Annotated in this window: 20 protein-coding genes, 1 other RNA gene and 6 pseudogenes; 24 read left to right on the top strand and 3 right to left on the bottom strand. The window is 42.3% G+C overall.

Annotation, left to right across the window (positions count from 1 at the left end):
- Positions 1 to 596 precede the first annotated feature (596 nt).
- A pseudogene (locus K9J17_15610) lies at positions 597 to 743 on the bottom strand (2-methylisoborneol synthase).
- Between the two features lie 565 nt (positions 744 to 1308).
- Here K9J17_15610 and K9J17_15605 point away from each other — a divergent pair.
- From K9J17_15605 to K9J17_15520, 18 genes and pseudogenes are all read left to right on the top strand, one after another.
- Positions 1309 to 1839 (top strand): annotated as a pseudogene (locus K9J17_15605) (PKD domain-containing protein).
- 165 nt (positions 1840 to 2004) lie between these two features.
- Positions 2005 to 2331 (top strand): annotated as a pseudogene (locus K9J17_15600) (PKD domain-containing protein).
- A gap of 84 nt (positions 2332 to 2415) precedes the next feature.
- A complete protein-coding gene (locus tag K9J17_15595) occupies positions 2416 to 2628 on the top strand; it encodes a T9SS type A sorting domain-containing protein (GenBank protein MCF8278153.1) in 213 nt (70 codons plus the stop codon).
- A 1255-nt stretch (positions 2629 to 3883) separates the two neighbouring features.
- Positions 3884 to 4534: pseudogene (locus tag K9J17_15590) on the top strand (PKD domain-containing protein).
- Positions 4511 to 5068: pseudogene (locus tag K9J17_15585) on the top strand (PKD domain-containing protein). Before K9J17_15590 ends, K9J17_15585 begins: the two co-directional pseudogenes overlap by 24 nt.
- Positions 5069 to 5326: 258 nt before the next feature.
- Positions 5327 to 5605 (top strand): annotated as a pseudogene (locus K9J17_15580) (PKD domain-containing protein).
- A complete protein-coding gene (locus K9J17_15575) occupies positions 5591 to 6415 on the top strand; it encodes a gliding motility-associated C-terminal domain-containing protein (protein MCF8278152.1) in 825 nt (274 codons plus the stop codon). The pseudogene K9J17_15580 and the gene K9J17_15575 overlap by 15 nt, the downstream one beginning before the upstream one ends.
- Positions 6416 to 6574: 159 nt before the next feature.
- The gene (ahcY, locus tag K9J17_15570; protein MCF8278151.1) at positions 6575 to 7888 is read left to right on the top strand and encodes an adenosylhomocysteinase; all 1314 of its coding nucleotides are present in this window, start codon (positions 6575 to 6577) and stop codon (positions 7886 to 7888) included.
- A 92-nt stretch (positions 7889 to 7980) separates the two neighbouring features.
- Positions 7981 to 8646, top strand: coding sequence for a DUF4290 domain-containing protein (locus K9J17_15565; GenBank protein ID MCF8278150.1), 666 nt, complete (start codon positions 7981 to 7983; stop codon positions 8644 to 8646).
- Positions 8647 to 8648: 2 nt separating this feature from the next.
- On the top strand, positions 8649 to 9953 hold the full coding sequence (murA, locus tag K9J17_15560; protein MCF8278149.1) for a UDP-N-acetylglucosamine 1-carboxyvinyltransferase: 1305 nt from the start codon (positions 8649 to 8651) through the stop codon (positions 9951 to 9953).
- 106 nt (positions 9954 to 10059) lie between these two features.
- Positions 10060 to 10590 carry a TlpA family protein disulfide reductase gene (locus tag K9J17_15555; protein ID MCF8278148.1) on the top strand — a complete coding sequence of 177 codons (531 nt, stop codon included), beginning with the start codon at positions 10060 to 10062 and terminating at the stop codon, positions 10588 to 10590.
- A gap of 66 nt (positions 10591 to 10656) precedes the next feature.
- Positions 10657 to 11020, top strand: a transfer-messenger RNA (tmRNA) gene (gene ssrA / locus K9J17_15550).
- Positions 11021 to 11069: 49 nt separating this feature from the next.
- Entirely contained in the window at positions 11070 to 12755 is a 1686-nt protein-coding gene (locus tag K9J17_15545) for an alpha-glucosidase (protein MCF8278147.1), read from the top strand.
- Positions 12756 to 13319: 564 nt separating this feature from the next.
- The gene (locus tag K9J17_15540; GenBank protein MCF8278146.1) at positions 13320 to 14552 is read left to right on the top strand and encodes a sulfotransferase; all 1233 of its coding nucleotides are present in this window, start codon (positions 13320 to 13322) and stop codon (positions 14550 to 14552) included.
- A 48-nt stretch (positions 14553 to 14600) separates the two neighbouring features.
- A complete protein-coding gene (locus K9J17_15535; protein ID MCF8278145.1) occupies positions 14601 to 14828 on the top strand; it encodes an acyl carrier protein in 228 nt (75 codons plus the stop codon).
- Between the two features lies 1 nt (position 14829).
- Positions 14830 to 15885: a ketoacyl-ACP synthase III gene (locus tag K9J17_15530; GenBank protein ID MCF8278144.1), complete on the top strand. Its 1056-nt coding sequence runs from the start codon at positions 14830 to 14832 to the stop codon at positions 15883 to 15885.
- Positions 15882 to 16802, top strand: a complete 921-nt coding sequence (locus K9J17_15525; protein ID MCF8278143.1) for a glycosyltransferase — start codon at positions 15882 to 15884, stop codon at positions 16800 to 16802. The genes K9J17_15530 and K9J17_15525 overlap by 4 nt, the downstream gene beginning before the upstream one ends.
- Positions 16803 to 16858: 56 nt before the next feature.
- Positions 16859 to 17437, top strand: coding sequence for a hypothetical protein (locus K9J17_15520; protein ID MCF8278142.1), 579 nt, complete (start codon positions 16859 to 16861; stop codon positions 17435 to 17437).
- Here the strand turns inward: K9J17_15520 and K9J17_15515 are convergent.
- A complete protein-coding gene (locus tag K9J17_15515) occupies positions 17423 to 18292 on the bottom strand; it encodes a hypothetical protein (protein ID MCF8278141.1) in 870 nt (289 codons plus the stop codon). The genes K9J17_15520 and K9J17_15515 overlap by 15 nt on opposite strands.
- Positions 18293 to 18550: 258 nt before the next feature.
- Between K9J17_15515 and K9J17_15510 the strand changes: the two genes are divergently transcribed.
- The 6 genes from K9J17_15510 (at position 18551) to K9J17_15485 (ending at position 26192) form a co-directional block, all read left to right on the top strand.
- Positions 18551 to 19282 (top strand): ABC transporter permease, encoded by a 732-nt coding sequence (locus K9J17_15510; protein ID MCF8278140.1) that lies wholly within the window; start codon positions 18551 to 18553, stop codon positions 19280 to 19282.
- A gap of 101 nt (positions 19283 to 19383) precedes the next feature.
- On the top strand, positions 19384 to 20565 hold the full coding sequence (locus K9J17_15505) for an ABC transporter ATP-binding protein (GenBank protein MCF8278139.1): 1182 nt from the start codon (positions 19384 to 19386) through the stop codon (positions 20563 to 20565).
- A gap of 185 nt (positions 20566 to 20750) precedes the next feature.
- Positions 20751 to 21680: a hypothetical protein gene (locus K9J17_15500; GenBank protein ID MCF8278138.1), complete on the top strand. Its 930-nt coding sequence runs from the start codon at positions 20751 to 20753 to the stop codon at positions 21678 to 21680.
- A gap of 64 nt (positions 21681 to 21744) precedes the next feature.
- Positions 21745 to 22872, top strand: coding sequence for a cytochrome P450 (locus K9J17_15495; protein ID MCF8278137.1), 1128 nt, complete (start codon positions 21745 to 21747; stop codon positions 22870 to 22872).
- A 75-nt stretch (positions 22873 to 22947) separates the two neighbouring features.
- Positions 22948 to 24117, top strand: coding sequence for a cytochrome P450 (locus K9J17_15490; GenBank protein MCF8278136.1), 1170 nt, complete (start codon positions 22948 to 22950; stop codon positions 24115 to 24117).
- Positions 24118 to 25307: 1190 nt separating this feature from the next.
- Entirely contained in the window at positions 25308 to 26192 is an 885-nt protein-coding gene (locus tag K9J17_15485) for a sulfotransferase (GenBank protein ID MCF8278135.1), read from the top strand.
- A gap of 24 nt (positions 26193 to 26216) precedes the next feature.
- On the opposite strand, the gene K9J17_15480 is transcribed toward K9J17_15485, so the two are convergent.
- A partial coding sequence (locus K9J17_15480; GenBank protein MCF8278134.1) for a hypothetical protein occupies positions 26217 to 26489 on the bottom strand: 273 nt, incomplete at its 5' end.

Below are 26489 nucleotides of genomic sequence, written 5' to 3'. Positions count from 1 at the left end.
GGTGGCTGCTGTTCTTTTCCTGGTAGCAACACTGGTGGAGATGGTGGAGATGGAGGTGAACGAGGAACATATTCGTTTCCAGCAGGAGGAGATGCATTCCCAGGTTATCCAGGAGAAGATGGGCAAGGCCCAAGTTCTGGTTATGCAGGTACAGGCGGTCAAGAAAATTTCACAGCGGTTTTGTCCACCTCATGCGATAGAACTCCTGCCAATGATGGTGAATTTGGAGGGGATGGTTCTGATGGTTTTGACGGTTTAGCAGGGGTTCCTGGCAGTTATAGTTTCCTAAGCGGATTCTTCACTCCTGGTTCTGGTACAGCAGGTTTGGTAGGTGGGAATGCTGCTGGAGGCGGAGGCGGAGGCGGAGGTGGCTCATATGGAGGGCAGTTTTATGCATACATCCCGTGGCCGATTGACGATACGATTCCAGAAAACAGGAATGGAACTGGCGCTGGTGGTGGTGGTGGTGGTGAAGGTGGAAGCGGAGGTCTTGGAGGAGGCGGAGGACAAGGAGCTGGAGGTTCGTACGGAATGTTCGTGTGGAATAATGGGTTTAATGGTGTTCTAAAGGATTGTGAATTAGAATCTGGTCTTGCAGGAATCGGTGGTAACGGTGGTGTAGGTGGATTTGGTGGACAAGGTGGAGCTGGTGGTGAAGGTGGTTCTATTTTCACCGCTTGTTACATAGGTGCAGGAGGGTCAGGAGGCGCTGGTGGTCAAGGTGGTCAAGGAGGTCAAGGTGGCAAAGGGTCTGACGGGGTCACTGAAGAACTCTACGAACATCCTGGTGGTCAACCATTGGTATTACAGAACATATATGGCCTCTCGCAACCAGCAGTCACAGTTGAATTCGGTGGTTGCACGAATGCACCGGTAACCTTTAGTACGGATGCATCAGGAACATTGCAGTGGTTCTTTGGGGCTGGGGCAAACCCAACCTCTGCATTTGGGCAAGAAGCTGTAACGAGCTTTTCCACACCAGGGTTCAAGACCTTCACGCTGGTAGTTAATGGAATTGCATTTACTTATACAGATTTCGTTGATATCCATGCAGTGGTTCCTGCTCTTGACCCTCAAATTCAAACTGGACCGACCCAACTATGCGAAGGAGACGTTTCTGATTTCAATAGTTCTATTTCGGCCAATAACTATATATGGCAGTTGCGAAATATAGAAGGAGATACAGTTACATATAACGGCCCAAACTACTATAATCTACTTGGATTGGTCTTCGATTCTGCTGGCGTTTACGAACTTACATTGACAACGGAGACTGAGTGTTGCGGGCAATCTTTCACTGATACGGTAATGATTACTGTAGATTCTATTGTTTTGCCTGCGGCTGCTATTCAAACCCAGTTTGCTGATACCACCAACACGGTTTGCGAGACCACTTCTGTGACCTTTACTGCCACTGCTCAGAATGTCGGTCAAACACCGAATTATCAATGGATGGTAAATGGAGTTCCTTCAGGCGGAAATTCTCCAGTCTTTACTACTGCACTTCTTCAAAATGGAGATGCAGTTAGTTGTGAAGTGACTTCGTCACTAGGTTGCGCATCGGGCGAAACAGTTTTGACCAATAGCATTAGTGTCAATGTGATCCCTCCTCCAATCGTAACTTGTTCTGTAGATTCATTTGTCTCTTCCGAACCGACCTATTTTGAAGTTGCCGTTACAAGTGGTGGATTAGCACCATTTGAATACTATTGGTCTTTTGGTGATGGTTCACTCGGATTCGGTGAAACCGTGCAGCACATTTACCAGAATCCTGGTGTTTACACTGCTACGGTTGATGTTCGTGATTCTTTGGGATGTTCTGTTTCTTGCCAAACGTTTATGACCATTTCACCGAATATCTCTGCTGATTTTGTTGCTGATACATTAACGGGCTGCGCTCCTTTTACAGTGCAATTCACGAATTTGAGCGAAAATGCAGTTACGAATTTTTGGGATTTTGGTGATGGTGGTGGTTCGGTTGAGGTCAATCCATCGCATACTTATCTGGCGGCTGGAACGTATGATGTTGCACTTTGGGTCTACTCTGGAAGTGGTAATGATTCAAGCGCTGTTTTTAGCCAAGTTCAAGTGTCACCAAGCCCGATTGCTAATTTTCAGAATTATGAGATAAATCCTGAAAGTGGAAGTGATACCGTTCAATTTTCTGATAACTCCTTGTTTGCTGATAGTTGGTTCTGGAATTTCGATGATCCTGCTTCAGGCTTGAACACTAGTACAGAACAGAACCCAATCCACATCTTCAACACAAATGGCGTTTTTAATGTGACTCTTTGGGTGACCAATCTTTATGGATGCACCGATAGCATTTCAATACCTTCATCAGTCAATGTTGGAATTGAAGAATTTGCTGATGATTTTTCGGCAATTATTTATCCCAATCCGGTTAAAGATTGGATGGTTGCAAATGTTTTTGCCAAGAAATCTGAACGTTTGAGCTGGAATATCTTGGATATTTCTGGGAAATCAGTGTTGACTGATGTAATTCAATTGGCTCAAGAATTAAACGTAATTCGTTTCGATCTGGCACAACTTCAAGCTGGGACATACGTCTTGGTGATGGAAGTGAACGAACACACTCAGTCACATCAGTTCGTTGTAATTAAGTAGGTTGATGTTAAGAAAGATAGTCTCGCTTAGTTTGATGTTGATTTCCTTTTTAGGAAAGGCTCAAGAGTGCGACATCATCTATGTTTCACCTAACGGTTCTGGAAGCGGGACAAAAGCTGCCCCCACAAGTATACAGAATGCCTTGAGTTTAGTTGGTCCTGGAATCAATCAGATTCGAATGGCTCAGGGAACTTATCCTATTTCGGATACATTATTTTTGGTTAACGGGGTCACTATCGATGGAAGCTACGACCCGAGCACATGGATTAAGTCGAATAATATTCCTACTGTAATTCATCGAGATGGTAACGTTCCTCCAACACCGCCACCACCAACTTCTGTTTCAATCTCTGTTGGATATCCATATTCTGCAATTGCTTTAGCGGCAATAAATATTGCTGATTTCCATCTTCACGATATTTCAGTGGAAGTTGATGATGCATCTGTTTCTAGCGGTTCAGTTTGTGGCATTTATATAAATGGTTGCTCTGATTATTCGTTGGATAGGATAAGAGTGACCACTGGTGATGCAGGTGATGGTATTGAAGGCGTTCCTGGGAATTCAGGCGCTAATGGAGCTGACGGTTTAGCTGGTCAAAATGGAGCGAATTGTAGCAATGCACCAAGGGCTGGTGGTGCTGGCGGTAATGGATGGTCAGGTGGTGTTTGTGCAGGTGGAAATGGAGGCGATGGAGGACAAGAAGGAGAAACTTTCAGTCTATTCAATCGGGCTGATGGTTACCCGGGAACGATCGGGCTACCTGGTGCGGGAACTGCGCCTGGAGCTGGTGGAAATGCAGGTCAAGGATTTTATTATTTGTTCAACGATCCTTGTGGCTTTTTAGGAGATTGTAATAGTGGGGTTATAAGTAACGGTGTCAATGGCATTAATGGTCTGTTAACCGGTGCGGATGGTGCTAATGGACTGGATGGTGTATCGTCTCATTCAAGTGGGTTTTTCACTCCTGGTCATGGATACACCGGAGAGGTGGGCGAATCTGGTTCTGGCGGAGGTGGCGGAGGCGGAGGTGGTTCTGGAGGAACTGGATTTTTGTTTGCAGACCCAGGCACTGGACCAGGTGGAGGTGGTGGAGGCGAGGGTGGTCAAGGTGGTTACGGAGGAACTAGCGGTGGCGGGGGTGGAGGTTCATTCCCTATCTACATAACGAATAATGGGGCCGGTGGAGTGCTCAATGATTGTGTTTTGTATCCAGGATCCCCAGGAATTGGTGGAGCAGGAGGGTTTCCAGGAGGGATGGGAGGCTTAGGTGGACAAGGAGGAGTTGGTGGGGCTCAAGCAGATGGCTCGAACCCGTGTTCGTCAGGTGGTAATGGAGGCGCGGGGTCACGTGGAGGTGATGGGGGATTCGGAGGAAACGGTGCGTCAGGAGAAAGTTTGCCATTGTATCAAGAACCTACTGGAATACAAGTTGCACAATCGCATTTGGCTGCTAATGTTGAACCAGATGTGTTATTGGGTTCAACTGGTTGTACGTATTCAGATATTTATTTCACCACTAATGCAAACGGAATCATAGAATGGTTCTATGAAGGAACAACGGTTCCTCAGAATACGGTTGGTCAGAGTACATCTGCGCAATACACATCCATGGGTGCATTTGATCTTACCATGGTGTCAAATGGAGTTCCATATTTCCACTCTGGTTTTGTAAATATTTTTACAGACGGCTTGCCATACTTACCAGCAATTCAAGCGGTCGATACAATTTGCCCTGGAGATGTAGTTAATTTTTCTTCCACTTGGCCTATCAACTTTAACGTTTTAGGCTATCGATGGAATTTCGGTGATCCAAATTCTGGCCCGAGTAATACAAGTACTCTTGGAGTACCGTCTCACACATATACTGATGTGGGAACTTACATGGTCACTCTACAAACAGAATCTCCTTGCTGCGGATGGGCCAAACCAGACACACATTATGTTGTGGTTATGCCAGTTGTTGATCCGGATGTTTTTATCACTGCGACAACAACTGAAATATGCGAGGGTGAATCCATCACGTTCGGAGCTGTGCCATATGCTGGCGGAACCAGTCCTTCTTTTGAATGGTTTATGAATGGTGTGTCCAGCGGAATGGGACCATCATTTACTCCAGGCAACATCAATAATGGTGATCAAGTAAAAGTTAGAATGGCAAGTTCTTATCCATGTCCGACTTCGCCAACGGTCGACTCTGAAGTGATAACTATAATTGAACACCAAAATCCAGTGATTGACTGCAGTAATGTGACAGATAGTTACCTCGGAGCCGAAACTGGTTTCAACGCGGACGTCTCTGTGGGAACGGCTCCGTTTACATATTTCTGGCAGTTTGGCGATGGTGGTTCTGCAACGGACCAAAGCCCTTCGCACCTCTATGGAGGAACAGGTACTTACAACGCAAGTGTGGAAGTAACAGACACTTTTGGGTGTTCTGCAATATGTGACGTTGCAGCGGCCATTATTCTTCCTCCATACGTTTACACTGGATTCACATATGTGGAAACTCCTGAATGTGGATTTACTACAGTTGATTTTACGGACACGTCTTTTGGAAATCCAACAACTTGGCTTTGGGATTTTGGAGACGGAAGTCCGGTTTCCAATGTTCAAAATCCGCAACATGTTTTTATTGGTGCTGGACCTTTTTCTGTCACACTAGCAGCGTCCAATGGTGTGTTTACAGATACTCTGGTTATGCCTAATCTGATTGAAACATTAGTTGTGCCTATCGCAGACTTTGTAGTCACTGATTCAGTGGTCTGTGATTCATCTGCCATCAGATTTTACGACAATTCAACCAATGCCTATTCTTGGGAATGGGATTTTGGAGATCCGAACTCTGGTACGTTTAATACCAGTGATCTTCAGAATCCTGCGCACGATTTCAACGAACCTGGAACATATACAGTCAACTTGACAGTTTATTCCGAAGATCAGTGTCAGGCGATTGCACAGTCAATGGAGATAAAAGTCAATGAATCTCCAGTGGCTGGGTTCGGAGTTGACACCATCGTTGTTTGTACCGATTTGCCTATAGCGTTTCACGACTCTTCTTACGATAATCTTAACATAACAAATTGGGATTATCATTTCAGTGATAAGGACACAATTATTTCTGTGGATGGAAGATTGGTTGACGACATCATTTACACTTTTGATGAAGCGGGTTGGTACGTAGTGACTCAGTATGTGAGCAACAGATTTACAGGTTGTAGAGATTCGGCCAAAATTTACATGGAAGTACGACCGCATCCAATTGCTGATTTCTATTCAGATAGTGTTGCGCTTCAGTTGCCAGATACAACCATGGAGTTTTGGAACACGAGTATGTTCTCAGTTCAAGATTCTTCTTTTTGGGATTTCGGCAACGGCTATACCGTAGATAATCAGTTTGACGCTGTAGGCGTATATCAAGATTCGGGTTTGTTTCCCGTGCAGTTGATCGTAATGAACGAACTTGGATGTCCTGATACACTAACTATACCTTTTAGAGTTTGGGAACAAGAAACGTTCTTCGTTCAAACAGCATTTACGCCAAATGGCGATGGCGTGAATGACGTCTTTGAAATCAAGCAAAAAGGCATTATTGAATGGCACTTGCAGATATATGACAGATGGGGTAAGCTTATTTGGGAAACATATGATGTAACTCAATTTTGGGACGGCAAGGAAATGCGATCTGGAAAGGATGTGCAACAAGGAGCTTATTCGTATCAAATTGATCTTACTTGGTATACAGGAAAGCAATTCAGTAAACTTGGTACGATCACCATTTTCAGATAGAATTTCTGACAGTGCCTTTATGCGCTGAATCCTAAATTCAAATTAAGAGGTCATAACAACATTTTGAACACAACAAATGCTTCAGTTGTTGGGTTAATGATTGGCGAAGTGCATGATTTGAAGTACCTTCGTGACCGTTTTAAACAGAAAAATCTATAGATGAGTAATACTACAGAACAATTGAAATTCAAGGTAAAAGACATCGCCTTAGCTTCTTGGGGCAGGAAAGAAATCCGATTAGCAGAAGCAGAAATGCCTGGTCTGATGTCGCTTCGCGAAGAATTCGGTGCATCGAAACCGTTGAAAGGCGCTCGCATTGCAGGATGCTTGCACATGACCATTCAAACGGCAGTTCTTATAGAAACGTTGGTTGATCTAGGAGCACAGGTTTCATGGTCGTCTTGTAATATTTTCTCTACACAAGATCACGCTGCAGCTGCTATCGCTGCCGCAGGAGTTCCAGTTTTTGCATGGAAAGGTCTGAACGAAGAAGAGTTTGATTGGTGTATTGAGCAAACCCTTTTTGCATTTGAAGGAGGAGAGCCATTGAATATGATTTTGGATGATGGAGGAGATCTTACGAACATGGTTTTGGATCGATATCCAGAATTGGTAAGCGGAATCAAAGGAATTTCGGAAGAAACCACGACTGGTGTTCACAGGTTGTACGAGCGTGTTAAGAACGGTACGCTTCCAATGCCAGCAATCAATATCAACGATTCTGTTACTAAATCGAAATTCGATAATAAGTACGGATGCAAGGAATCTCTTGTTGATGCTATCAGAAGAGCAACCGATGTAATGATGGCCGGAAAAGTAGCTGTTGTTGCTGGTTACGGAGATGTAGGTAAAGGTTCTGCCGCATCTTTGAGAGGAGCTGGAGTTCGAGTAATTGTGACAGAGATCGATCCAATTTGCGCATTGCAAGCTGCAATGGATGGCTTTGAAGTAAAATCGATGGCTAATGCTATTTCACGTGCTGATATTGTTGTTACTGCCACAGGAAACAAAGACATTATAACAGGCGAACATTTTAAAGCGATGGGCGATAAGACCATCGTCTGCAACATTGGCCATTTCGATAATGAGATTGATGTAGCTTGGTTGAATAAGAATTACGGTAGTACAAAAGATGAGGTCAAACCACAGGTTGATGTTTACAATGTTGATGGGAATGATATCATCTTACTTGCTGAAGGCCGCTTGGTAAATCTTGGATGCGCTACTGGACATCCATCATTTGTGATGTCAAACTCATTCACCAACCAAACGTTGGCGCAGTTGGAGCTTTGGACAAATGCTTCAGCATACAAAAACGAAGTTTACATGCTTCCAAAACATTTAGATGAGAAAGTTGCCCGCTTGCACCTCGCCAAAATCGGAGTTGAGCTTGAAGAGCTGTCTGCAGAACAGGCCAAATATATTGGTGTAACGGTAGAAGGTCCGTACAAACCGGAGTATTACAGATATTGATCATATTTGTTAAATGATGAAAGCCCCTTTCGAGGGGCTTTCGCATTTTTGGCAACTACTTTCTTTATTTTGCGAACGAATAAGCAAAGATCATGAGTTTAGAATTTGAGATAGAATACAATACGTCCAGAGAGGAGATGAAAATCCCTGAGTACGGTCGTAATATTCAGAAGATGATTGAATATGCCAAGACACTCGCAGATAAAAACGAGCGTAATCGGGCGGCCAATTCCATCATCAAGGTAATGGGACAGGTAAATCCGTACTTAAAGGCAAATGAAGATTTGACCCATAAACTTTGGGATCATATGTTCATCATTTCTGATTTTGATTTTGACGTTGACTCTCCATTTCCTAAGCCAGTTCGTGAAGATTTTGAAACAGGTCCAGATAAGATTCCATACCCTGAAAATGAAATTGTATTTCGTCATTACGGTCGAATCGTGGAACAGATGATCAAAACGGTGGCTGATGTGGAAGATGAGCAAGAGCGTTTGAAGATGGGTGTTGGCGTTGCCAATATTTTGAAACGTGCTTATTTGAATTGGAACCGTGATTCTGTTGAAAACCGTGTCATCATCAAAAATTTGAGAGACATGTCTGGCGGGAAAATCAATTTGCCAGACGATACAGAATTGGCTCACTCGCGCGATCTGGTTGATGGAATGCAACAAATGAGCAACCAACCGAATCGTCCTAGAAAAGGCCGAACGAACAATAGGAAAAAGAAAACTGGTAGAAGAAATCCTAGAACCTGATCATGGCATCATTTGAAATCATTGGCGGCAACAGATTAAAGGGAGAATTGGTTCCTCAAGGAGCCAAGAATGAAGCACTTCAAATTCTCTGCGCTGTGCTTCTCACGCCAGAGAAAGTGACCATTTCAAACATTCCCAATATCAGGGACGTGAATAAACTTATTGACCTTCTGCGCGATCTTGGCGTAAAGGTCAATCAACTTTCAGAAGACACATACGAGTTTACAGCCGATAATGTAGATCTTGAACATCTTCATTCAGAAGAGTACAAGAAGAAAGGTTCTGGACTTCGAGGTTCTATCATGGTTGTTGGTCCAATGCTTGGGCGATTTGGCAAGGGATATATCCCACAACCAGGTGGCGACAAGATCGGACGTAGAAGACTTGATACTCATTTCATCGGCTTTCAAAAGCTTGGCGCCAAGTTCGAATATCTGTCTGATGAGCAGTTTTATAAAGTTGAAGCAAGTAACCTACAAGGTTGCTACATGCTTTTAGATGAAGCTTCGGTAACAGGAACGGCAAATATTGTGATGGCTGCCGTTTTGGCAAAAGGCCGAACCACCATTTACAATGCTGCTTGTGAACCGTATCTCCAGCAGCTGTGTAACATGCTAGTTCGGATGGGTGCCAAGATATCAGGCATCGGTTCCAACCTGCTCGTTATTGATGGCGTTGATTATTTGACTGGAACAGAGCATCGTTGTCTTCCAGATATGATTGAGATAGGCTCGTTCATTGGTTTGGCCGCTATGACCAAATCAGAGATTACGATTAAGAACGTAAGCTATCCCAACCTTGGTGTTATTCCAACGATATTTCAAAAGCTTGGAATTCAGATGGAGTTGAGAGGCGATGATCTTTACATTCCTTCTCAAGAACATTATGCGATTGAATCGTTCATAGATGGTTCCATTCTCACCATTGCAGATGCACCTTGGCCAGGTTTTACACCTGATCTATTGAGCATTGTATTAGTTGTGGCCACCCAGGCAAAAGGAAGTGTGCTCATTCATCAGAAGATGTTTGAAAGCCGCCTGTTCTTCGTAGATAAACTCATTGATATGGGTGCGAAGATCATCTTGTGCGACCCGCACCGTGCTTCTGTCATAGGAATGGACCATCAAATAGCTTTGCGAGGAATACAGATGACCAGCCCAGACATCCGAGCTGGAGTATCGTTGCTTATTGCAGCGCTGTCCGCAGATGGAAAAAGTACGATTCACAATATCGAGCAGATAGACCGTGGATATCAGAATATTGATGCTCGGTTGAACGCCATCGGTGCCAATATCAAGCGATTATAGCATCGGTTGTTTTGTCAATTCCGTGTTCGTTTTCTAATGGTATGGTTATTGACAATGTCTGACGAATAACAGGTAAGTACATAAGTAATTGAATAAGATAGACAGCATGAAAAGGATTGCATTTTTACTAGTTATAGGTTTAGTTTTTGTTGGTTCAACTTCATACGCTGGAGGTGACGAAAAAGGGAAAACAGAACTTCAAGACAAGAAGGTCGGAATCAATATTGGTGATATTGCTCCTGAGCTTAAGTTCAAAAATCCGCAAGGAAAAGAAATAAGCTTGGCTTCTCTTAGAGGGAAAGTTGTTCTAATTGATTTTTGGGCTTCGTGGTGCAGACCATGCAGAATGGAGAATCCGAACGTAGTAAGTGCCTACAGCAAGTTCAGTTCTAAAGGATTTGAAATTTATGGTGTGTCTCTCGATAAAAGTCAGGATGCTTGGGTGGAAGCAATTAAAGCCGATCGTCTTAATTGGATCAACGTAAGCGATCTTGGTGGATGGAGCAGTGCAGGAGCAGCAACTTATGGAGTACGTTCTATTCCAGGCAATTTTCTGTTGGATGCGAATGGTGTGATTGTAGCGAAGAATCTAAGAGGTGCCAATTTGCACGCAGAGTTGCAGAAACTGATTAAGTAAATCTGGTAACCACGATGGTTATCTGTTGGGGTTGAATAAGTAAGCATAAAGTAGTTCTTTATTTATGGGGCCGACAGGTTTTGACAGCAGCAAGGTCGGTGAGGTAAGCATGTCGGGTGTTGGAATGATCATCCGTAATCAAGTGTTCCAAATTTTACTAGGCGAATCAAACTTCGCGCTAGCTGCTTAAGTTAGACTTAAGTAGTGGCTGTCTCGGTTGCAACAGCGTCTTACAGTGCAACTAATGAGGCATCGACAGGTAAGAATAAGCCAAGGGTTTTCTCGGCCCGCGGACGAAAATCTCAGAGGATAAGGATCAGTTAGGTTGTCTCTTGCCGGACCGTTCCCGACAATCAAGTTGAGAATAAACATGTAGAAGGCCCACAGGTCTGTTGTTTGGACGAGGGTTCGAATCCCTCCGGCTCCACTTAACAAAGAAGCCCGACCAATTGGTCGGGCTTTTTCGTTTCTTGCGTTCAATGAGAGCGGCTTTGTTTCTTTTGGTATTCATGCAGATGGAGCTGTTCGTTCAAGCTCAATCGGAAGGTGATGAATGGTGGAAATCTACCACTGTTTATCAGATCTACCCACGCTCTTTTTACGATACGGATGGAGATGGATTGGGTGATCTGAAAGGAATCATTCAGAAACTTGACCACGTGAAGGAACTTGGTTTTGAGACGATCTGGATATCGCCTTTCTTCAAAAGTCCGCAGAAGGATTTCGGATACGACATCAGCGACTATCGCAGCGTTGCACCCGAATATGGCGATATGGAAAGTTGTTTGCAGTTGATTGAGGAGATCCACGCTCGGAACATGAAGGTGGTTTTTGATCTGGTGATGAATCACACTTCGGATGAGCATGATTGGTTCAAGGAATCCGCTTCGGGGAAGGACAATCCCAAAGCAGATTGGTATGTGTGGAAGGATGGAAGTGGTAAGGACGGCAAGAAAGCTCCGAACAATTGGAAAGCAACCATTGGCGGAAGCGGTTGGCATTGGCATGAAGGTCGTAAGCAGTTCTATTGGGCCTCGTTCTTGGAATTTCAGCCCGATCTGAATTACAGCAATCTGGAAGTGAAAAGTGCCATGCTTGATGTGGCGCGTTTCTGGCTTTCGAAAGGCGTGGATGGTTTCCGCTTGGATATTTTCAATTCCATCTATGAGGACACATCCTTCCATGATAATCCGTCCAGTTTAAAGGTTATTCCTTCGGAAGAATCGCCTAATGGCTTCTTTCAGAAGATGAAGTACAACGTCAATCAGGAAGGAAGTTTCCGTTTTGCGAGCGAGTTAAGGGCATTGGTCGACTCGTTCCAAAACCCTGTTCGGTTCATGGTTGGTGAAGTGTTCGGAGATGTGGAAACCACTAAGAAATTCTGCTCTTACGAGGGGAAGAACGGCCTTCATACCATATTTCTTTTCCAAACACTCTCCACGCCTTTCAAAGCCAAGAAGTGGCGGAAGACCGTGGCGCATTTCGAGGAGAATTTTCCCGAACCGTTCATTCCTACTTATGTATTCAGCAATCATGATCGGAGGCGCAGCATCACGCCGTTGGGTAATGATGTGCGCAAGGCCAAACTGATGGCATTGCTACAATTCACCGTAAGGGGAATTCCGTTCACTTATTATGGCGAGGAATTGGGAATTGAGAAGCCTACGCTTCCGCTTAAAACGGGTTTGGATCCATTGGCGCAGCGCTATAAGAGCATTCCGCAGTTCATGGTCAATTGGACCGGGCAATCGCTAAACCGCGATGAGTGCCGAACACCCATGCTTTGGGACACCACGGCCAATGCTGGGTTTACCAGTGGCAGACCGTGGCTTCCAGTGGCCGATAATTTCATGGAAAAGAATGCGGAGGTGGAGGCCAAGGACCCCAATTCATTGCTGAATTTCTGTCAACGCGTTATCCAGTTCAGGAACGAACATCCGATTCTACAAAAAGGATCGCTAACCATTGACGAGGAGTTGAGCAACGGTAAGCTGTTTGCCTTCTATCGCGAATTGGAAGGGGAGAAGTTTCTGGTATTGCTGAATTTTTCCCAGCACCTTCGTAGGCTTAATTCACATCAGCAGCAGGTGTTGTTCTCTACTCATTCGGATTTTGAGGAGCCTGTACTCAAGCCATTCGAAGGTCGCATTATCCGAATGCACTAATGGTGCAGACCTCTTTATAAACAAACCTTAGAGGCATGATGGCAACAGAGCCATGCATGCAACATTCCTCTTGGCTTATCTGGCAAAACAATGCCGTGGGCAATTCCATCTGCATTCAACTTTCGGTTCGGGTCAAAGTATTGTAAGCAACAGAAAGACAAATGGCAATGCCTCGCATGGTCTTAGCCCATTCGGAGGTGCTTTGAAGGGCATTAAAAGTTGATGGAAAGTTCTAAGAGGTTAACGGAAGGTTCTATGTGCTCGGTAAAAGGATGTGAGAGCACAACGGAAGGTTCTATCAAGTTGATAAAAGGCCGTAAGAAGTTGTTCAAAAGAGTCGTAAAGGAGTTGTAAAGGTCAAATACGCTAACGGAAACCACAAAAAACCCATAGAAAAGCCAGGTCCATCTCGTTTTTCCTTGATGGAGTGCATGCCCTTGCACCAATCAGCAGCGGCAAAGCTGGCACTTGGCCACAGGAATGACACATGCCATGAGGGTAAGAGATAAAGAAAATCCCAATCACAAGATTCAATACCTTGCGGGCTTAAATCAAGCAAGGTCCTTGGCCAAACGAGTAAGAGAAAATTCCTACAAACTACCGATGCGTGTGCTGAATGCGCTGATCGGCCTGTTGCAAGTGTTTGGCATTACGCCAAAACGTGTAGATCCGGATTCGATCACCAAAAAGGCCAAACGCAGAACAGGCTTAAGCGATCTGGGCGATAATATGCATCGGGTTGGGATGGAGGCACTCACCAGTTCGGTCAATTCAGCTCCCGTTACAGATTTCGGCAAACTCTCATCAACAGGATTTGGCGTAGATGCGCTATCCAATCGTCTGATGATGATTGATTACATGAAGAAACACCCAGAGGTTGCCGATGTTAAAATTGAGCGACCGGTTTTTATCGTTGGATTTCCCCGAACAGGAACAACGCTTTTGCAGAATCTGCTGCACTTGAGCGAAGATAGACGAGCGCTTCAGTTTTGGGAACTGACCAATCCAATTCCTGTTTCGGATAATCCTGAAAAGGATGTGGCAAAAAGGCAACGGAGAACTAAGATGCGCTTGGCAGTTGCCAATTTTGTGGTGCCAGAGATGAAGTTTATTCATGAAGTGCGACACGATTCGTTGGAAGAATGTTGGTCGCTTTTCATCCCTCAATTCACCGTTCCCAATTGGGAGATGACCAGCCGCTGGCCCGACTACGGCAAGTTTATCAATCAGCACGATATGAAACCCGCCTATCAGGAATACAAGAAGTTTCTTCAGGTGATGGTGCATCGCGTGCCCGATAAGAAACTCATCTTGAAATGTCCCGATCACATGTGGCATCTGGATGCGCTTTTAGAAGTTTTTCCCGATGCATGTATCGTATGGACACACCGCGACCCAAGCCGCAGCATTCCAAGCTATTGCAGCTTGGCTTCGCTCAATTGGAGATTGCTTTATGGGCAGTTCGAACCGACCGAATTAGGTCCGTATATAGAAGAGCGCTTCCGGCAAGGAATTGAGCGCGGATTGGCCGTGCGCGAGCGGGTAGGGGATGAGCGCTTTATTGACGTCAATTTCAGATCCTTACTTCACGAACCAGTTGAAGCCGTGAACAGGATCACTTCTCACTTCAACATCACTCCTGTGGATGAGGGTAAAATGGATGCATATCTGAAGCGAGATAGACCGGACGATAGAGGAAAACATGGCTATTCGGCCGACCATTACGGGTTGGATGTCGATTCCATTAAAGAGCGCTTCAGATCATACATCGAGAAGTTCGGAATCTCCGCAACCTGAATTTCTATGATCAGTTCACTACATTCGCAATAAGCAATGTTGCAGCCCATGCCAGCAAGTCAATCAGAATTCGTGGAAGTATTCAGCTCCTTGTTTCAAGATGCGTCCACCATTGGATCGCAATCTAAATTCAGAGACCTGGAAGAATGGTCTTCCATGCAAGCGCTTATTGTCATTGCCGCTATTGACGAACATTATGGAGTAACCATTCCCGAAAAGGATTTTAGAGCAGCACAGACGGTTGCCGATCTCTACAGCCTAACCTTAAAGCCCTAAAATGCCAATGCTCTTGGGCCAAGGTGTGCGTTTGGTTGGGCTCGCTGCCGCGGTGCCCAATAAGAGAGAAGACAATTTGGAACTCTCATCCCTTTCCGAAAAAGCAAGAAAAGAGATTGTCAATCAGGTTGGAATACGCTTTCGGCATCTTGCCCGAAGTTCAGTTACGGCAGCCGATCTTTGCGAATCAGCCGCGCGCCCATTGCTCGAAAAACTTGCTTGGAATGCGGAAGAAGTTGGGATTCTGATTTTTGTAAGCCAAACACCTGATCACATAGTTCCTGGTTCGGCCACGCAACTACAACATAAACTCGGACTAGCGCAAAGCGCCATGTCGTTGGATATCAATCAAGGCTGTGCAGGCTACGTTTACGGCATGTCTGTAATCGTTGGGATGATGAAGTCTTTCGGCATCCAAAAAGGATTGCTTCTGGTAGGCGATACCATCACAAAAATGGTTTCCCCGCAGGATAATTCCATCTGGCCCATATTTGCCGATGCAGGCAGTGCAACAGCATTCGAGTTGGATGATGCAGCAGCAGATATGCAATTCAAACTTGGCTCGAGGGGAGAAGATTTTAAAGCCATCCACGTGTCAGATGGTGGTTTTCGAATGCCGATCAATTCTGATTCTCTGCTACCGGAAATCGTTAGCGAAGGCGTTATTCGGCAGAAAAATCAACTCGAAATGAACGGCCAAGCAGTGTTCACCTTCGGCCTTTCCACAGTCGCATCAAGCATTTCAGACCTTCTAATAGAGGTAGATGTGCAACCATCGGCACTCGATTACCTTGTGCTACATCAGGCCAATCAACTGCTCAACAATTCCATCGTTCGAAAGACAGGGTTCAGGAAGGAACAGGCACCAAGTTCGTTGTGCGATTTCGGTAATACGAGTTGCGCTACAATACCCGTCACTTTGGTGTCGCAGCTGGCGGAGCAACTATCAACCCGACAACTTAGATTGATGCTTTCTGGCTTCGGTGTTGGATTGTCGTGGGGTAATGTAATTTTGGGAACAGACAAAGTGGCTGTTTTGCCAATGATCTATCTGTGAGCCAACAAACCGATATAACCGTTGTAATTCCCGTTTTCAACTCGGTTGAAACGCTGCGTCCGGTTTACGAGCGGACAGCTGCTACCATCGCGAAACTTGGAAAATCGTTCGAGGTTCTGTTTGTAGAAGATGGCGGACCACTGGAAAGCTGGAATGAACTGAAATCAATTAAGAAAGCATATCCAGACACTGTTTCACTTATACGTTTAGGAAGAAACTACGGACAGAATGCTGCTACGGTCTGCGGAATAACCAATGCCAGAGGCGGCATTGTCATAACCATGGATGATGATCTTCAGACTCCTCCGGAGGAGATCGGAAAATTGCTGGAGCATTATCAGCATTCAGATTCAGCTGTTGTATTTGGCATAACACCACAGCAGAACAATCCATTCTTTAAGAGGCTTGGGTCTTACATGATCAAAAAGATCTTTGATTGGGTGGATGGCGCAGACATCGGTTCTTCTTTTAGACTGATTTCTCCCGAAATGAAGGAGAAATTGAACAAGCAGGCGCACGATCAATTGTTTCTTAATCAAGTGATCCATTGGTACACCGATGAAATTGGTAAAGTGGAGGTAGAGCATCATTCGAGGAATGAAGGTCGCTCTGGTTATTCCTTCTTGGGATTGACAGGAATTGCCATAAAACTTATTTTCTTCTATACCGATTTCCCATTGCGGATGATGAGCGTTTTCGGGCTTCTCACATCGTTGATATGTTTTGGATTGGGTGCGTACTACATTTATGAGAAAATCATGATTGGAACCGAAGCAGGATTCGCGTCCATCATCACTGCCATTTTCTTTGCAACAGGCTTGATTATACTTTGTCTCAGTATATTGGGGGCCTATATAAGTCGCATTTATGCAGATCGAATCCGCAAGCCTGTGTACTCTATAAAAACGAGACTCTGATGTTGCTTCAACGGTATGGTTTGCAACTTGAATCGCTTAATTCAGGTCACCTTGAAATGGTCAGGCTTTGGCGCAATCAGGATTTTGTCAGAATCAATATGCAGTTTCAGGGTTTACTATCAAGAGAAGATCAGGAAAATTGGTTTAAAGGATTGGATATGGACCGAAATCTGTATTGGATAATCCGGACGCATGATTATCCAATTGGACTGATCCATATCAAAAACATCAGTTCAAGAAGAACAGAAGGCGAAGCTGGAATATTTGTAGGAGAACCGAGTTATCTGGAAATGCCACAGCCAATGTTGGCCATTCTTTTCATGATGGAATTAGCATTTGTTGCCCTCGGACTCAGTTGTCTAAAAGCCAAGATCAAAAGTGGAAATCAGCACGCCATTTCATTCAATCAGAAATTAGGTTATCGCTTGGTTCCGGGTCAACCGGATGGATTTCAATATTACCAAGTGACCAGTGCCGATTTCAATTCAATTACAGAACGTATTCGGACTCAATCTGCTCATATGTATGGAAACGAAACTGTTGTTGCCCAGATATCCAAACTCAATGCTTTAGGCAGCAATCTGGTTAAAGGAATCTCGGTAGCTGACAATTACTTCAATTCAAAGTTTCTTTAATATTCCCCAACGCCTAGGTTCCAATTTGAGAGCTAGCCGAATCGGAAAGCATGGGTGTAATCCCCAATAAATAATTCGGAACGGAAACCACCAGTTACCATAAGGCCATTTACGAGTATTCAAATTTGGCCAGATTTCAGACATGGCTTGCCAAAATTGAACCTGATTATATAGGTAATATTCTTTCGGAGCACGACCTTTAAAAATCTCCATTCCGATATGGAAGGTCAAATACTCATCAGTGAACACTTTCGGGTTTTCAGCGAAACAGAACAAATTCTGGGAAAGTGTGATCTCAATGAACGGAACTCCAATGCAAACTTCCGCTAAAGAAAATTGTGGGTACAGTTCTCGTTTGAAAACAAAGCAGTCGAACCCAGGGTGAGACTTTCCTTTTTCAGTCAACATATCATCCAATTGATCTACCGAGTCGAATTTATCTTCTATTCTTCTTCGATTGATCATAAATGCATCGTAACCTGCGTCAATCATTTCATTCACCGCATCATAAAAATGGGGCTGAATGCCAATATCCACATTTGAAAAGATGAGGTATTCCGCATCTGATTCATTATAAAGCCTATCGAGAATGTCATTTAAAATCGGTAGCTGCATTTTCTTGGAGAAGGACTTCAGATTGGTCACGTCTCTGGTTAAAGACGATGTGGCTTTGAATTCCTTCGGCACCATGTGAATATCTCCTTCAATTTGAGCTGATAGAAGCTCGATTTTTTCGGGTTCTTTCGCGTTGATGCGAGCGCGGATCATCGAAGCTAACGTTACTTCCTGTGCCAGTTTCAGGTCAGAGGTTTCCGATGGTTGAAAAAGGTTAACGATATGTGCGATTTTTATCATCGGCAGTAATTGTGCCTAAACCTGCAAAAAAAATGCATTGAAAAGGATTAAATATTGGCTTAATTACTTTGATTTATGGGGCTTGTTCCTTAGAAAAGAATTCTGTTCTTTGTCTATATGCGAGATGTTTTTGGAAGCGTTCTACTGTCTGTGCAGAAATTGGTTTGACGAGTTATTTTGGAAAGTAGATTAATCACTTCATCCCCAGATAGCTTCAGAGTCTTTTTAACAAAGATTTGGTCTTATCGTTCGCTCATCATGGTGTTCGCAATCCGCGATCTGAAGGTAAAGTATGCCCAGACTTCGTTGGGAATTGCTTGGAGCGTGATCCAGCCATTGACAGCACTTGTGATATTCACATTTTTTTTTGAATATCTGCTAGATATGAGTTCTGGTAAATTGCCGTTTACGCTTTATGTGTTAAGTGGTTTGCTTGGATGGAACTTCTTTACTTATGTCTTTACGGCTGGATCTCACAGCATTCAAGAATCTTCTAGTTTGATAAGGAAAATTTATTTTCCAAAAGCGATTTTACCCCTTTCTAAAGTTGCTGTGGCAGGTGTAGAAATGATTGTCAGTTCGGTAATTCTTATCCCGCTTATGGTCTACTTTGGTGTTCCACTTTCTGTAAATGTCATTTTGTTGCCCTTTGTCTGGTTATTCAATACTCTCTGCGGTTTGGCATTGGTGTTCTGGCTCGGTGCATTCGCAATCAAAAGACGTGATCTGTTTCATCTCGTGCCGTTTTTGGTTTACTTCGGTATTTGGCTTACACCTGTTTTTTTCTCCGCCAATCTGATACCCGAAAGAATATCATTTGTTCTGGACTATAATCCTATGGCCAACGTATTGGACCTTTGGAGATGGTCTTTATTTGGAACAGGCCAACTGAAGCTGATTTATCTAATCAATTTTTTGATTGTGCTTAGCTTATTTGCTTCAGGTATGTACGCATTCAGTAGGAAGGAAGGAGATTTCAGCGACAATTAATGAAGGAAGAAGTTGTCATAAGAGTAGAAAAGCTTTCGAAGCAGTTTGCACTTCGACATTCAGATAGTGGCAATGCAAATGATGATTCGGGCCTTTGGGCTTTGAAGGACGTTTCTTTTGAAATAAAGCGAGGCGATAGGGTAGGTATCATTGGGCCAAATGGAAGTGGGAAAAGTACGTTACTCAAAATACTTGCTGGCATAACCAAACCTACAAGTGGTGAAGTTGAAATTTTCGGTAGAGTAGGAAGCATACTCGATATTGGGGCTGGTTTCCACCCAGAACTGAGCGGGAGAGAAAACGTTTTTCTCAACGGTCAGTTACATGGGTTTTCCAAGAAGGAGATTCGGAGTAAGTTCAATGAGATTGTTGATTTCAGTGGCATCGAAAGGTTCATAGACGAACCTGTTAAGAACTACTCCAACGGAATGTTCCTTCGCCTAGCTTTTAGCATTATGGCTCATTTGGACTTTGATGTGTATCTGTTTGATGAAGTGTTCAGTGTTGGAGATGCTGAGTTCAACATGAAATGCGGAGCTAAATTCGAGGAATTCGCAGCCCATGGCAAAACGATGCTTTCCGTCAGTCACAATATCAACGAGTTATTGAATCAAGGCGATTACATTTTGATGGATAAGGGGAGGATAAGGGAGCGAACAAAAAAGAAAAGTGTCTTATCCGATTACCTTGAGCGTGCCCTTATCCTAGGAGGAGTAAATGTGAATAATCAGTTGACTGTTGTCAATGACTTTTCAGCTTATCCTGATTCAAAAGATATTCAAGTTCTTAAGGTTCTTTGCTGTCAAGATCCAGCAACAGGAGATGTTTTTAGAACGGACAAAGCATTTGTTTTTAATGTAGAATATCTAAAAATTAATGATGAGGACACCATAGATGTTCTTCTCAATGTTTTGGATTCAAGCGGCAAAGTGATTGTGACGTCTACACCTTTCATTTCAGGAAACTTTGATTCAGTTAAAACCAAGGGAAAATTCACATGCACATGCATTATACCCCCTATGTTCTTTAATGCGCAAGTGTACCATGTCAGTTTTCTCTTCTTTAAGAACTTGGGGAGTAATGTTGATCATCACGTTTCAAGTACGAATGATCTTGATCCATTTACAAATGAGGACAACGTCTCGGTTGTCTACGTGATGGATAGAGTCATTGCTTTTAAGCCAACACTTCATATACCTAATTTAAATTTCGACCCGAATATTGTTTTAAATACTCAAGTTGGACTTTTACCTTCTTTTCAATGGAGCATCAGTAGCGATTAATGCCCTAGCAATGAGTGTGTTTTACATTCGGATATGAAAGTTTTCTGCTCAAGGAAAGTAGATTTGAAAGTGCCCAAGTGCAATGGAGTGTTTTGAATGGGGGAATTCATTGGAAGTAGCGCTTCGGTCGAATAGATTTAATATCTTCTTCACACGCAATAGAGTAAAATCATAGAGGTAGTAAAATGAGAAATCGAAATGAAATTAGGAAGTGGTTACGTAAGATTGGTTTCAGTTCACTGAAAACGGATGATTCCGCTATGGGTCAAGACGCCATGACTGAAATAGTGGAAGTTGAAAAGGTCTTTGCAAATGAACATCTCAAGGAGTTTATCCGCAAATACGAAGCGATGCGGATTAGTAAAGGAAGCAATCATTATTTCACCACATTAGGAATAAATTTTAAGAATGAATCGGTTGATTCTGTTAAGTTTTACGCACATATACTTGAGGAAATGACGGAAGACGAAATCCTTCATTTTTTGCCCACATCAAAGGACTACGAACGATTTCGTCAGTTGAAAAATGCAAGTTCTGATATCACAAAAAGTAGTGTGGGCACAATATTGGAGATTAAATTCAAACCATCACTTGCTCAGCCTACATTCGGATTCTTTTATATGCTTCGAAACACTGAGGAATCGTATCTGGCGGCAGGATGCCCGAAAAACCTACCTAGTGCCGTAAGAAACAGATGTATAGGTTTAGGAGTTAATTTCGAATACAATCAAGTTCAAGAAATCTTTAAAAAATACTATTACTTCGACACAGATAAGGACAAGTCGTATTTTGAAAAAAGATTAGGGGTGCCACTTCTTGGAAGTTTTTTCGAGTACGCAGAAGGTGACGGTTTGTCTAAGATGAACAACTATTCGGGAGTTATTTCCGATTTCTGGGATAAGGATAGGAATTTCAGTAGTAAAGAACGGAGAATCATGAGATACTTGTTTGATAAGTACAGTCTCTCCATTATAGGTTATGGCACCTACGAAAACCATCCAATTCGATCTGTCTATTTCAGAGAACGTACAGACGAAGGAGACAGTTTAAGAAACATGCCGAACCTTTATTCTAATGTGTTTAAATCAGTCTCGGATAATATGCAGATCCTGTAAAAGGACATTGGCCTTTCGTAAACGATTTTTGAAAATTAACTGAAGTGTACTCACAAGACGGCAAATGATTGTATCTAACATAGATATATTCGCTAGTGATTTTTACCAGCGCTATTTTGATTTTTACCCGAAGTTTCATCAGAGTGATGATATCCTTTTTTTTGAAAAATCAAATTGTTATGCTGCATTCAAGTTTAATATAGTCAAAGACATCTTAAAGAATAAAGATAGTTTTTCGAGTAAATATTATCATCAACATGATAGAATACTTTTAGGGGCAGACGGGCCATCCCATACATGGGCTAAGAAGGTGCTGTTTCAAAATCTTAGCTATTTGCAGGCAAATGACGCGGAGAATTACTTGTCTGATAGCAGCAGATTGATGAGTAAATTAATGGAGAAGGTTCTCTCAAACGAAAAAATGGAGGTCAATGCAATTGATTACATTGTTGATCCGTATTTGGCAAATGTTGTGCTTACTGAATTTGGTCTGTTGAATCAATACCCTTCGATTGATATTCTCTCGGACGAAACGTCTCATGAAAGTAAAATCATCCTGATCCGAAACATATTTAAGGGGACACTAATTGAGGACATTTCTAAGTATTCTGTTACAGGAGGTTCAATTTCACCGGATTTGCAGAACGTTCTTTCCGAGTTTCTTAAAAACGATTCTTTAGATGAGGACGATTTGATAAAGTTTATGAAGGTATTTACTCAGGCTGAAATGTTCACAACCTCAAGCTTACTTGCTTCGTGCCTGTACTTTATGAACCGTCTTGACTCAAACAATGTCTTGGATGACGGATACTTGGAACTGTTTATTAATGAGGTTTTGAGAATTTACTCTCCTTCGCAACTAACCCTAAGACATGTTGAGAAAGATACAATTATCGGAAACGTGATGCTTCCGGAAGGTTCGATGGTTGCTGTTTTCTTTGGAGCTGCCAATCGCGATGAGCAGGTGTTTCAAAATGCCTCAGAATTCAGACTGGACAGAACGGAAAAGCACATCGCTTTCGGTTTGGGAGCCCATAAGTGTATTGGAGAAAGGGTTGCAATGGAAAGGGCTAAGAAATTTATCAAACTCATTCACCCATATTATAATCAGTTTAGTTTCACTCAGAACCCAACTAATGAGAACTCTGTTCATATTTATAAAATTGACCAGCTTGGCATGCGTAAGAGATAAGGATCATTACGCTTAGCTCTTAATTTTGACTTTATTGTTTCACTTACATTGAGTTAAATCTCCAATGGAAAAACCATGCTAAGGATTCTTGAAAAAGTAAAACGCCTCATTCTGCCCGAAACATCAATGTACGGTGATCCAATGGAATTACATCTTGATGCTGATAAGTTCCTCGACAAAGAAGATGTGGTCTATTTTAGAAAAATCAAGGCCTATGGCGTATTCAAGTACCCGTTAGTTAGAGATATTATGTTATCAGGAAATCCGGCAATTGGAGTTTCTTCAGTAGCATTGGGTTTAAACAGTATTTATTTCTCTCAAGATGAAAAGGTTCACACGCGGAACAAGAAAGTCGCGGTTGAACATTTAACATTTCTAACTCCCAAACTCCAACATTCAGACAATGAGTTTACGAGGGGTCTGTTTGATCTTTTCTACAAGGACGTTGCGAAGAATGAACAGGTTGATTTAACAGACTGTTTAATAAATCCTATCGTTTTTATCCATGTTTTGATGGAATACGATTTGCTTGAGACAGTTTTTACAGATTTAAATCCTGAGAGTGAATCGTTCACTTCGTGTGATGCAATAGATATTGTTCAAAGCTTTTTGACTGACGGGGATATTCTAGAATCTATCATTGCCAATTACCTTGAAAATGGTGGACAAATCACTGAGAAAATGAAAGATTTCGCCAACGAATTGAGACCGGGAATGCCTTTGAAACCGGAGGAATTTCCCAACTTCTTAAGGTCAATCATTTTTGTAGCAATAGAAACAACTACCAGTTTTGTCAGTACATTTATTTATACATTGTTTAATCAGTATTCGAGTTTGATTGAGCAGGGAGAATATCGAAAGGAAGTGTACAGTATAGCGAATGAGTTGCTGCGAATTTATCCTCCTGTACCTTTTGTGTACAGAACCGTGTGGAAGGATACGTCATATCGAGGAGTTAATTTGAAGAAAGGAGCTTTGGTCATACTCTTTCTTGGAGCTGCCAATAGGGATCCAGGAACATTTGAAAAGCCGATGGTCATCATGCCTGGAAGAAAGCAAACCCACCTTTCATTCGGAGTAGGAAGTTATGCTTGTATTGGCAGGTTTGCTGGCTTTAGGATGGCGATGAACATGCTGGACTATCTTTTGCCACATAAGAATAAGATTGAATTTTTGAATAAGGACGCCAAACATCATTTTCATAATGCAATTCAAAAATTACCACTGAAAGCAATAGTGCGGTGATAGAGCTGGAGCAAATAGATGAACGTATTCGGCTATTACTAGATTACCTACAAAGTATTCAGAACGAAGATGGAGGTTTTGACAGAATGCGTATTCAACCTAATTCCGACCAACCAAAGAAATGGGAATTGCATCAGAGATCGACTTCTTATGATACTGCGGTTCCATTGATCCCGCTTTTATTTATGTCGTCAGATCAGACCAAATCCGTCTTAAACCGAGGGGTAAATTGTATTAAAGAAAACAGTCTGGACAATTTTCTTTGGACTTGGCCTGGGCCACACCCTGTACCATACTGTACTGACGACACTTCAATTTGTTCTTACGTTTTGTCGAAGTCCGGAGTTGCAGTACGAAATGACCGATTTTTAAACGAGCAAATCGATCATAGACAATATTATAGATTCTTCATTTGGCCTTTAAGCAAATCAGATAGTATTTCATTTTTCACTTACTTGAAATTGAAGTGGAGAAACAGAAAGGTGAAACACTCACAGCATTTTTCATTGAATGAAATTCAATTAGATGACAGCGAGTTTACCAGCACATGTGTCAATTTACTTTACTTGGGGAAAACGGAATCCAATAAACGTGTTTGGCAAAATCTAATTGAAAAGTTCAATAACAAGTCGTTTGATTTTATCTATTACATGAATTCGTGTCATGCAGTTTATTGTTTCTCTAGGCTATTTGGGTATGAGAATAATAAGGATGCCAACGTTAATTACGATGTTGTCAACCAACTCATATTTGAACTTTATCGATCCTGTAATGAGGTTTCACTTTCGCCTTTGAAAGTGCTCGTTATGAACAGTGCACTGTTTTTTGATCTTGATTTAGAAAAGTATTCTGATCTGGTCACTGCTTGCTTTCGTGACATTGACTTGGAATATTATAAGTTGTGTTCAGCGTACTATTCAAGCCATATTCCAACTATTGAAAGACCTAAAGAAGATATTTATTATACATGTTACGGGTCATCTGCAATAACTTGCTCTTTGTATTTGGAGTTTTTGAACCTATACAGAAAGCGATATTATAAAAGCTATTTTGGGATGGGATAACAGATGGAATGGTAGTTGAAAACCTGTTTGTTGTCTATATTCACTCCGGAAGGATGAATTTTTCGGTCAGATTGAGAAGGCTTGTCAAAACGGTTAATAAAATCACTCTATTGTCAATGCTTTGAAATGGCTCAGAAGAGAATAATCCATATCGGTTTTCCTAAAACTGGTTCTACTTTCTTGCAAAGGTATTTTAGTGCGCATCCCGAAATTCATCATGATAGGGAAAGATTCAAAAACTACGTGAAAACGGGGCTCATTGATGATCAATTGGCCAGATGTGATGAGCGGTTTCTGTTCGATATTTTGAGTGAAGAGTTACTTTCCATTTGGCCAGGAGATGATTCAGATCTTGATCAATCTCGATACAATATGAACTATGACATAAAAGCGAAGCAGATAGAAACCGCGACCCAATTGAAACGGTTGTTTCCCGATGCCAAGATTCTGATAGTGGTAAGGGGGTATCAGTCACTTATTCCTTCATTGTATTCACAGTACTTATTCGGAGGAGGAACAGATTCTTTCAAAAAGGTGGTAAGAACGGAGCAACACCTGACTTTGACAATGTACAATTATGACTGTGTGATTGATATTTACAGGAATTTATTCGGTAATGAGAATGTGCTCATCATGCCGTTCGAATTTCTCAATGATAATCCCGAACAGTATTTGAAATACTTAGAACGTTTCTTTGGATTTTCAAATATGAACTTCCCTTCTAGTAAAATTCATTCTTCGCTAAATAATTATTCTGTTATAGTGGTAAGGATTCTCAATTTTTTGATATCGATTTATTTACAAGTGCTACCTCGAAAATATCGCAAGAAAAAGTTTCTAGATTATTTGGAGTGGTTAAACAGTTTCAAAGAGAAGCTCAATCACGTACTCAGTTTCGGAAAGGAATTAATTGCGGATGAAAGAGAACTGAGAATTGAAGAATTTAGGATGCAATCTCAATTGTTGAAATTCGAAGAAGGGCTTGAACAGTATTACTGTTATTATCGATGATTTCAATAATATTTTCGGAAATGATTATTTGTTCGGATATGTTTTTTGTCCTGTAATAGAACCAATGTGTGTTTTTTCAAATGCTGAATCTAGTTTGTTTTGAAACATGATTGGGTCTGGACCCCAAACACCATTTATTTGAAAAAGTAGTCCGTAAATACTTTTTGACGGCAAGTTGAACTGATTCATTCTTTGAGATAGATTGAAGAATAGGTTGAGTTCTGGACAGTAGTTGGGGTCGAATGAGCAAGTGTAGCACACGGGTAATTTTGCAATCATCGAGTCTCTCGGTATTGT

It is taken from the genome of Flavobacteriales bacterium (assembly GCA_021739695.1).
Taxonomy (GTDB): domain Bacteria; phylum Bacteroidota; class Bacteroidia; order UBA10329; family UBA10329; genus UBA10329.
Note: the sequence above shows the minus strand (reverse complement) of the source record. Positions and strands in the feature narration are given on the sequence as shown.

Excerpts from the sequence above, each read along its gene's own strand:
- K9J17_15595 (MCF8278153.1), top strand. The coding sequence starts at position 2,416 with ATGGTTGCAAATGTTTTTGCCAAGAAATCTGAACGTTTGAGCTGGAAT.
- K9J17_15575 (MCF8278152.1), top strand. The coding sequence starts at position 5,591 with ATGGAGATAAAAGTCAATGAATCTCCAGTGGCTGGGTTCGGAGTTGAC.
- ahcY (MCF8278151.1), top strand. The coding sequence starts at position 6,575 with ATGAGTAATACTACAGAACAATTGAAATTCAAGGTAAAAGACATCGCC.
- K9J17_15565 (MCF8278150.1), top strand. The coding sequence starts at position 7,981 with ATGAGTTTAGAATTTGAGATAGAATACAATACGTCCAGAGAGGAGATG.
- murA (MCF8278149.1), top strand. The coding sequence starts at position 8,649 with ATGGCATCATTTGAAATCATTGGCGGCAACAGATTAAAGGGAGAATTG.
- K9J17_15555 (MCF8278148.1), top strand. The coding sequence starts at position 10,060 with ATGAAAAGGATTGCATTTTTACTAGTTATAGGTTTAGTTTTTGTTGGT.
- K9J17_15545 (MCF8278147.1), top strand. The coding sequence starts at position 11,070 with ATGAGAGCGGCTTTGTTTCTTTTGGTATTCATGCAGATGGAGCTGTTC.
- K9J17_15535 (MCF8278145.1), top strand. The coding sequence starts at position 14,601 with ATGCCAGCAAGTCAATCAGAATTCGTGGAAGTATTCAGCTCCTTGTTT.
- K9J17_15530 (MCF8278144.1), top strand. The coding sequence starts at position 14,830 with ATGCCAATGCTCTTGGGCCAAGGTGTGCGTTTGGTTGGGCTCGCTGCC.
- K9J17_15520 (MCF8278142.1), top strand. The coding sequence starts at position 16,859 with ATGGTCAGGCTTTGGCGCAATCAGGATTTTGTCAGAATCAATATGCAG.
- K9J17_15515 (MCF8278141.1), bottom strand. The coding sequence starts at position 18,292 with ATGATAAAAATCGCACATATCGTTAACCTTTTTCAACCATCGGAAACC.
- K9J17_15510 (MCF8278140.1), top strand. The coding sequence starts at position 18,551 with ATGGTGTTCGCAATCCGCGATCTGAAGGTAAAGTATGCCCAGACTTCG.
- K9J17_15500 (MCF8278138.1), top strand. The coding sequence starts at position 20,751 with ATGAGAAATCGAAATGAAATTAGGAAGTGGTTACGTAAGATTGGTTTC.
- K9J17_15495 (MCF8278137.1), top strand. The coding sequence starts at position 21,745 with ATGATTGTATCTAACATAGATATATTCGCTAGTGATTTTTACCAGCGC.
- K9J17_15490 (MCF8278136.1), top strand. The coding sequence starts at position 22,948 with ATGCTAAGGATTCTTGAAAAAGTAAAACGCCTCATTCTGCCCGAAACA.
- K9J17_15485 (MCF8278135.1), top strand. The coding sequence starts at position 25,308 with ATGGCTCAGAAGAGAATAATCCATATCGGTTTTCCTAAAACTGGTTCT.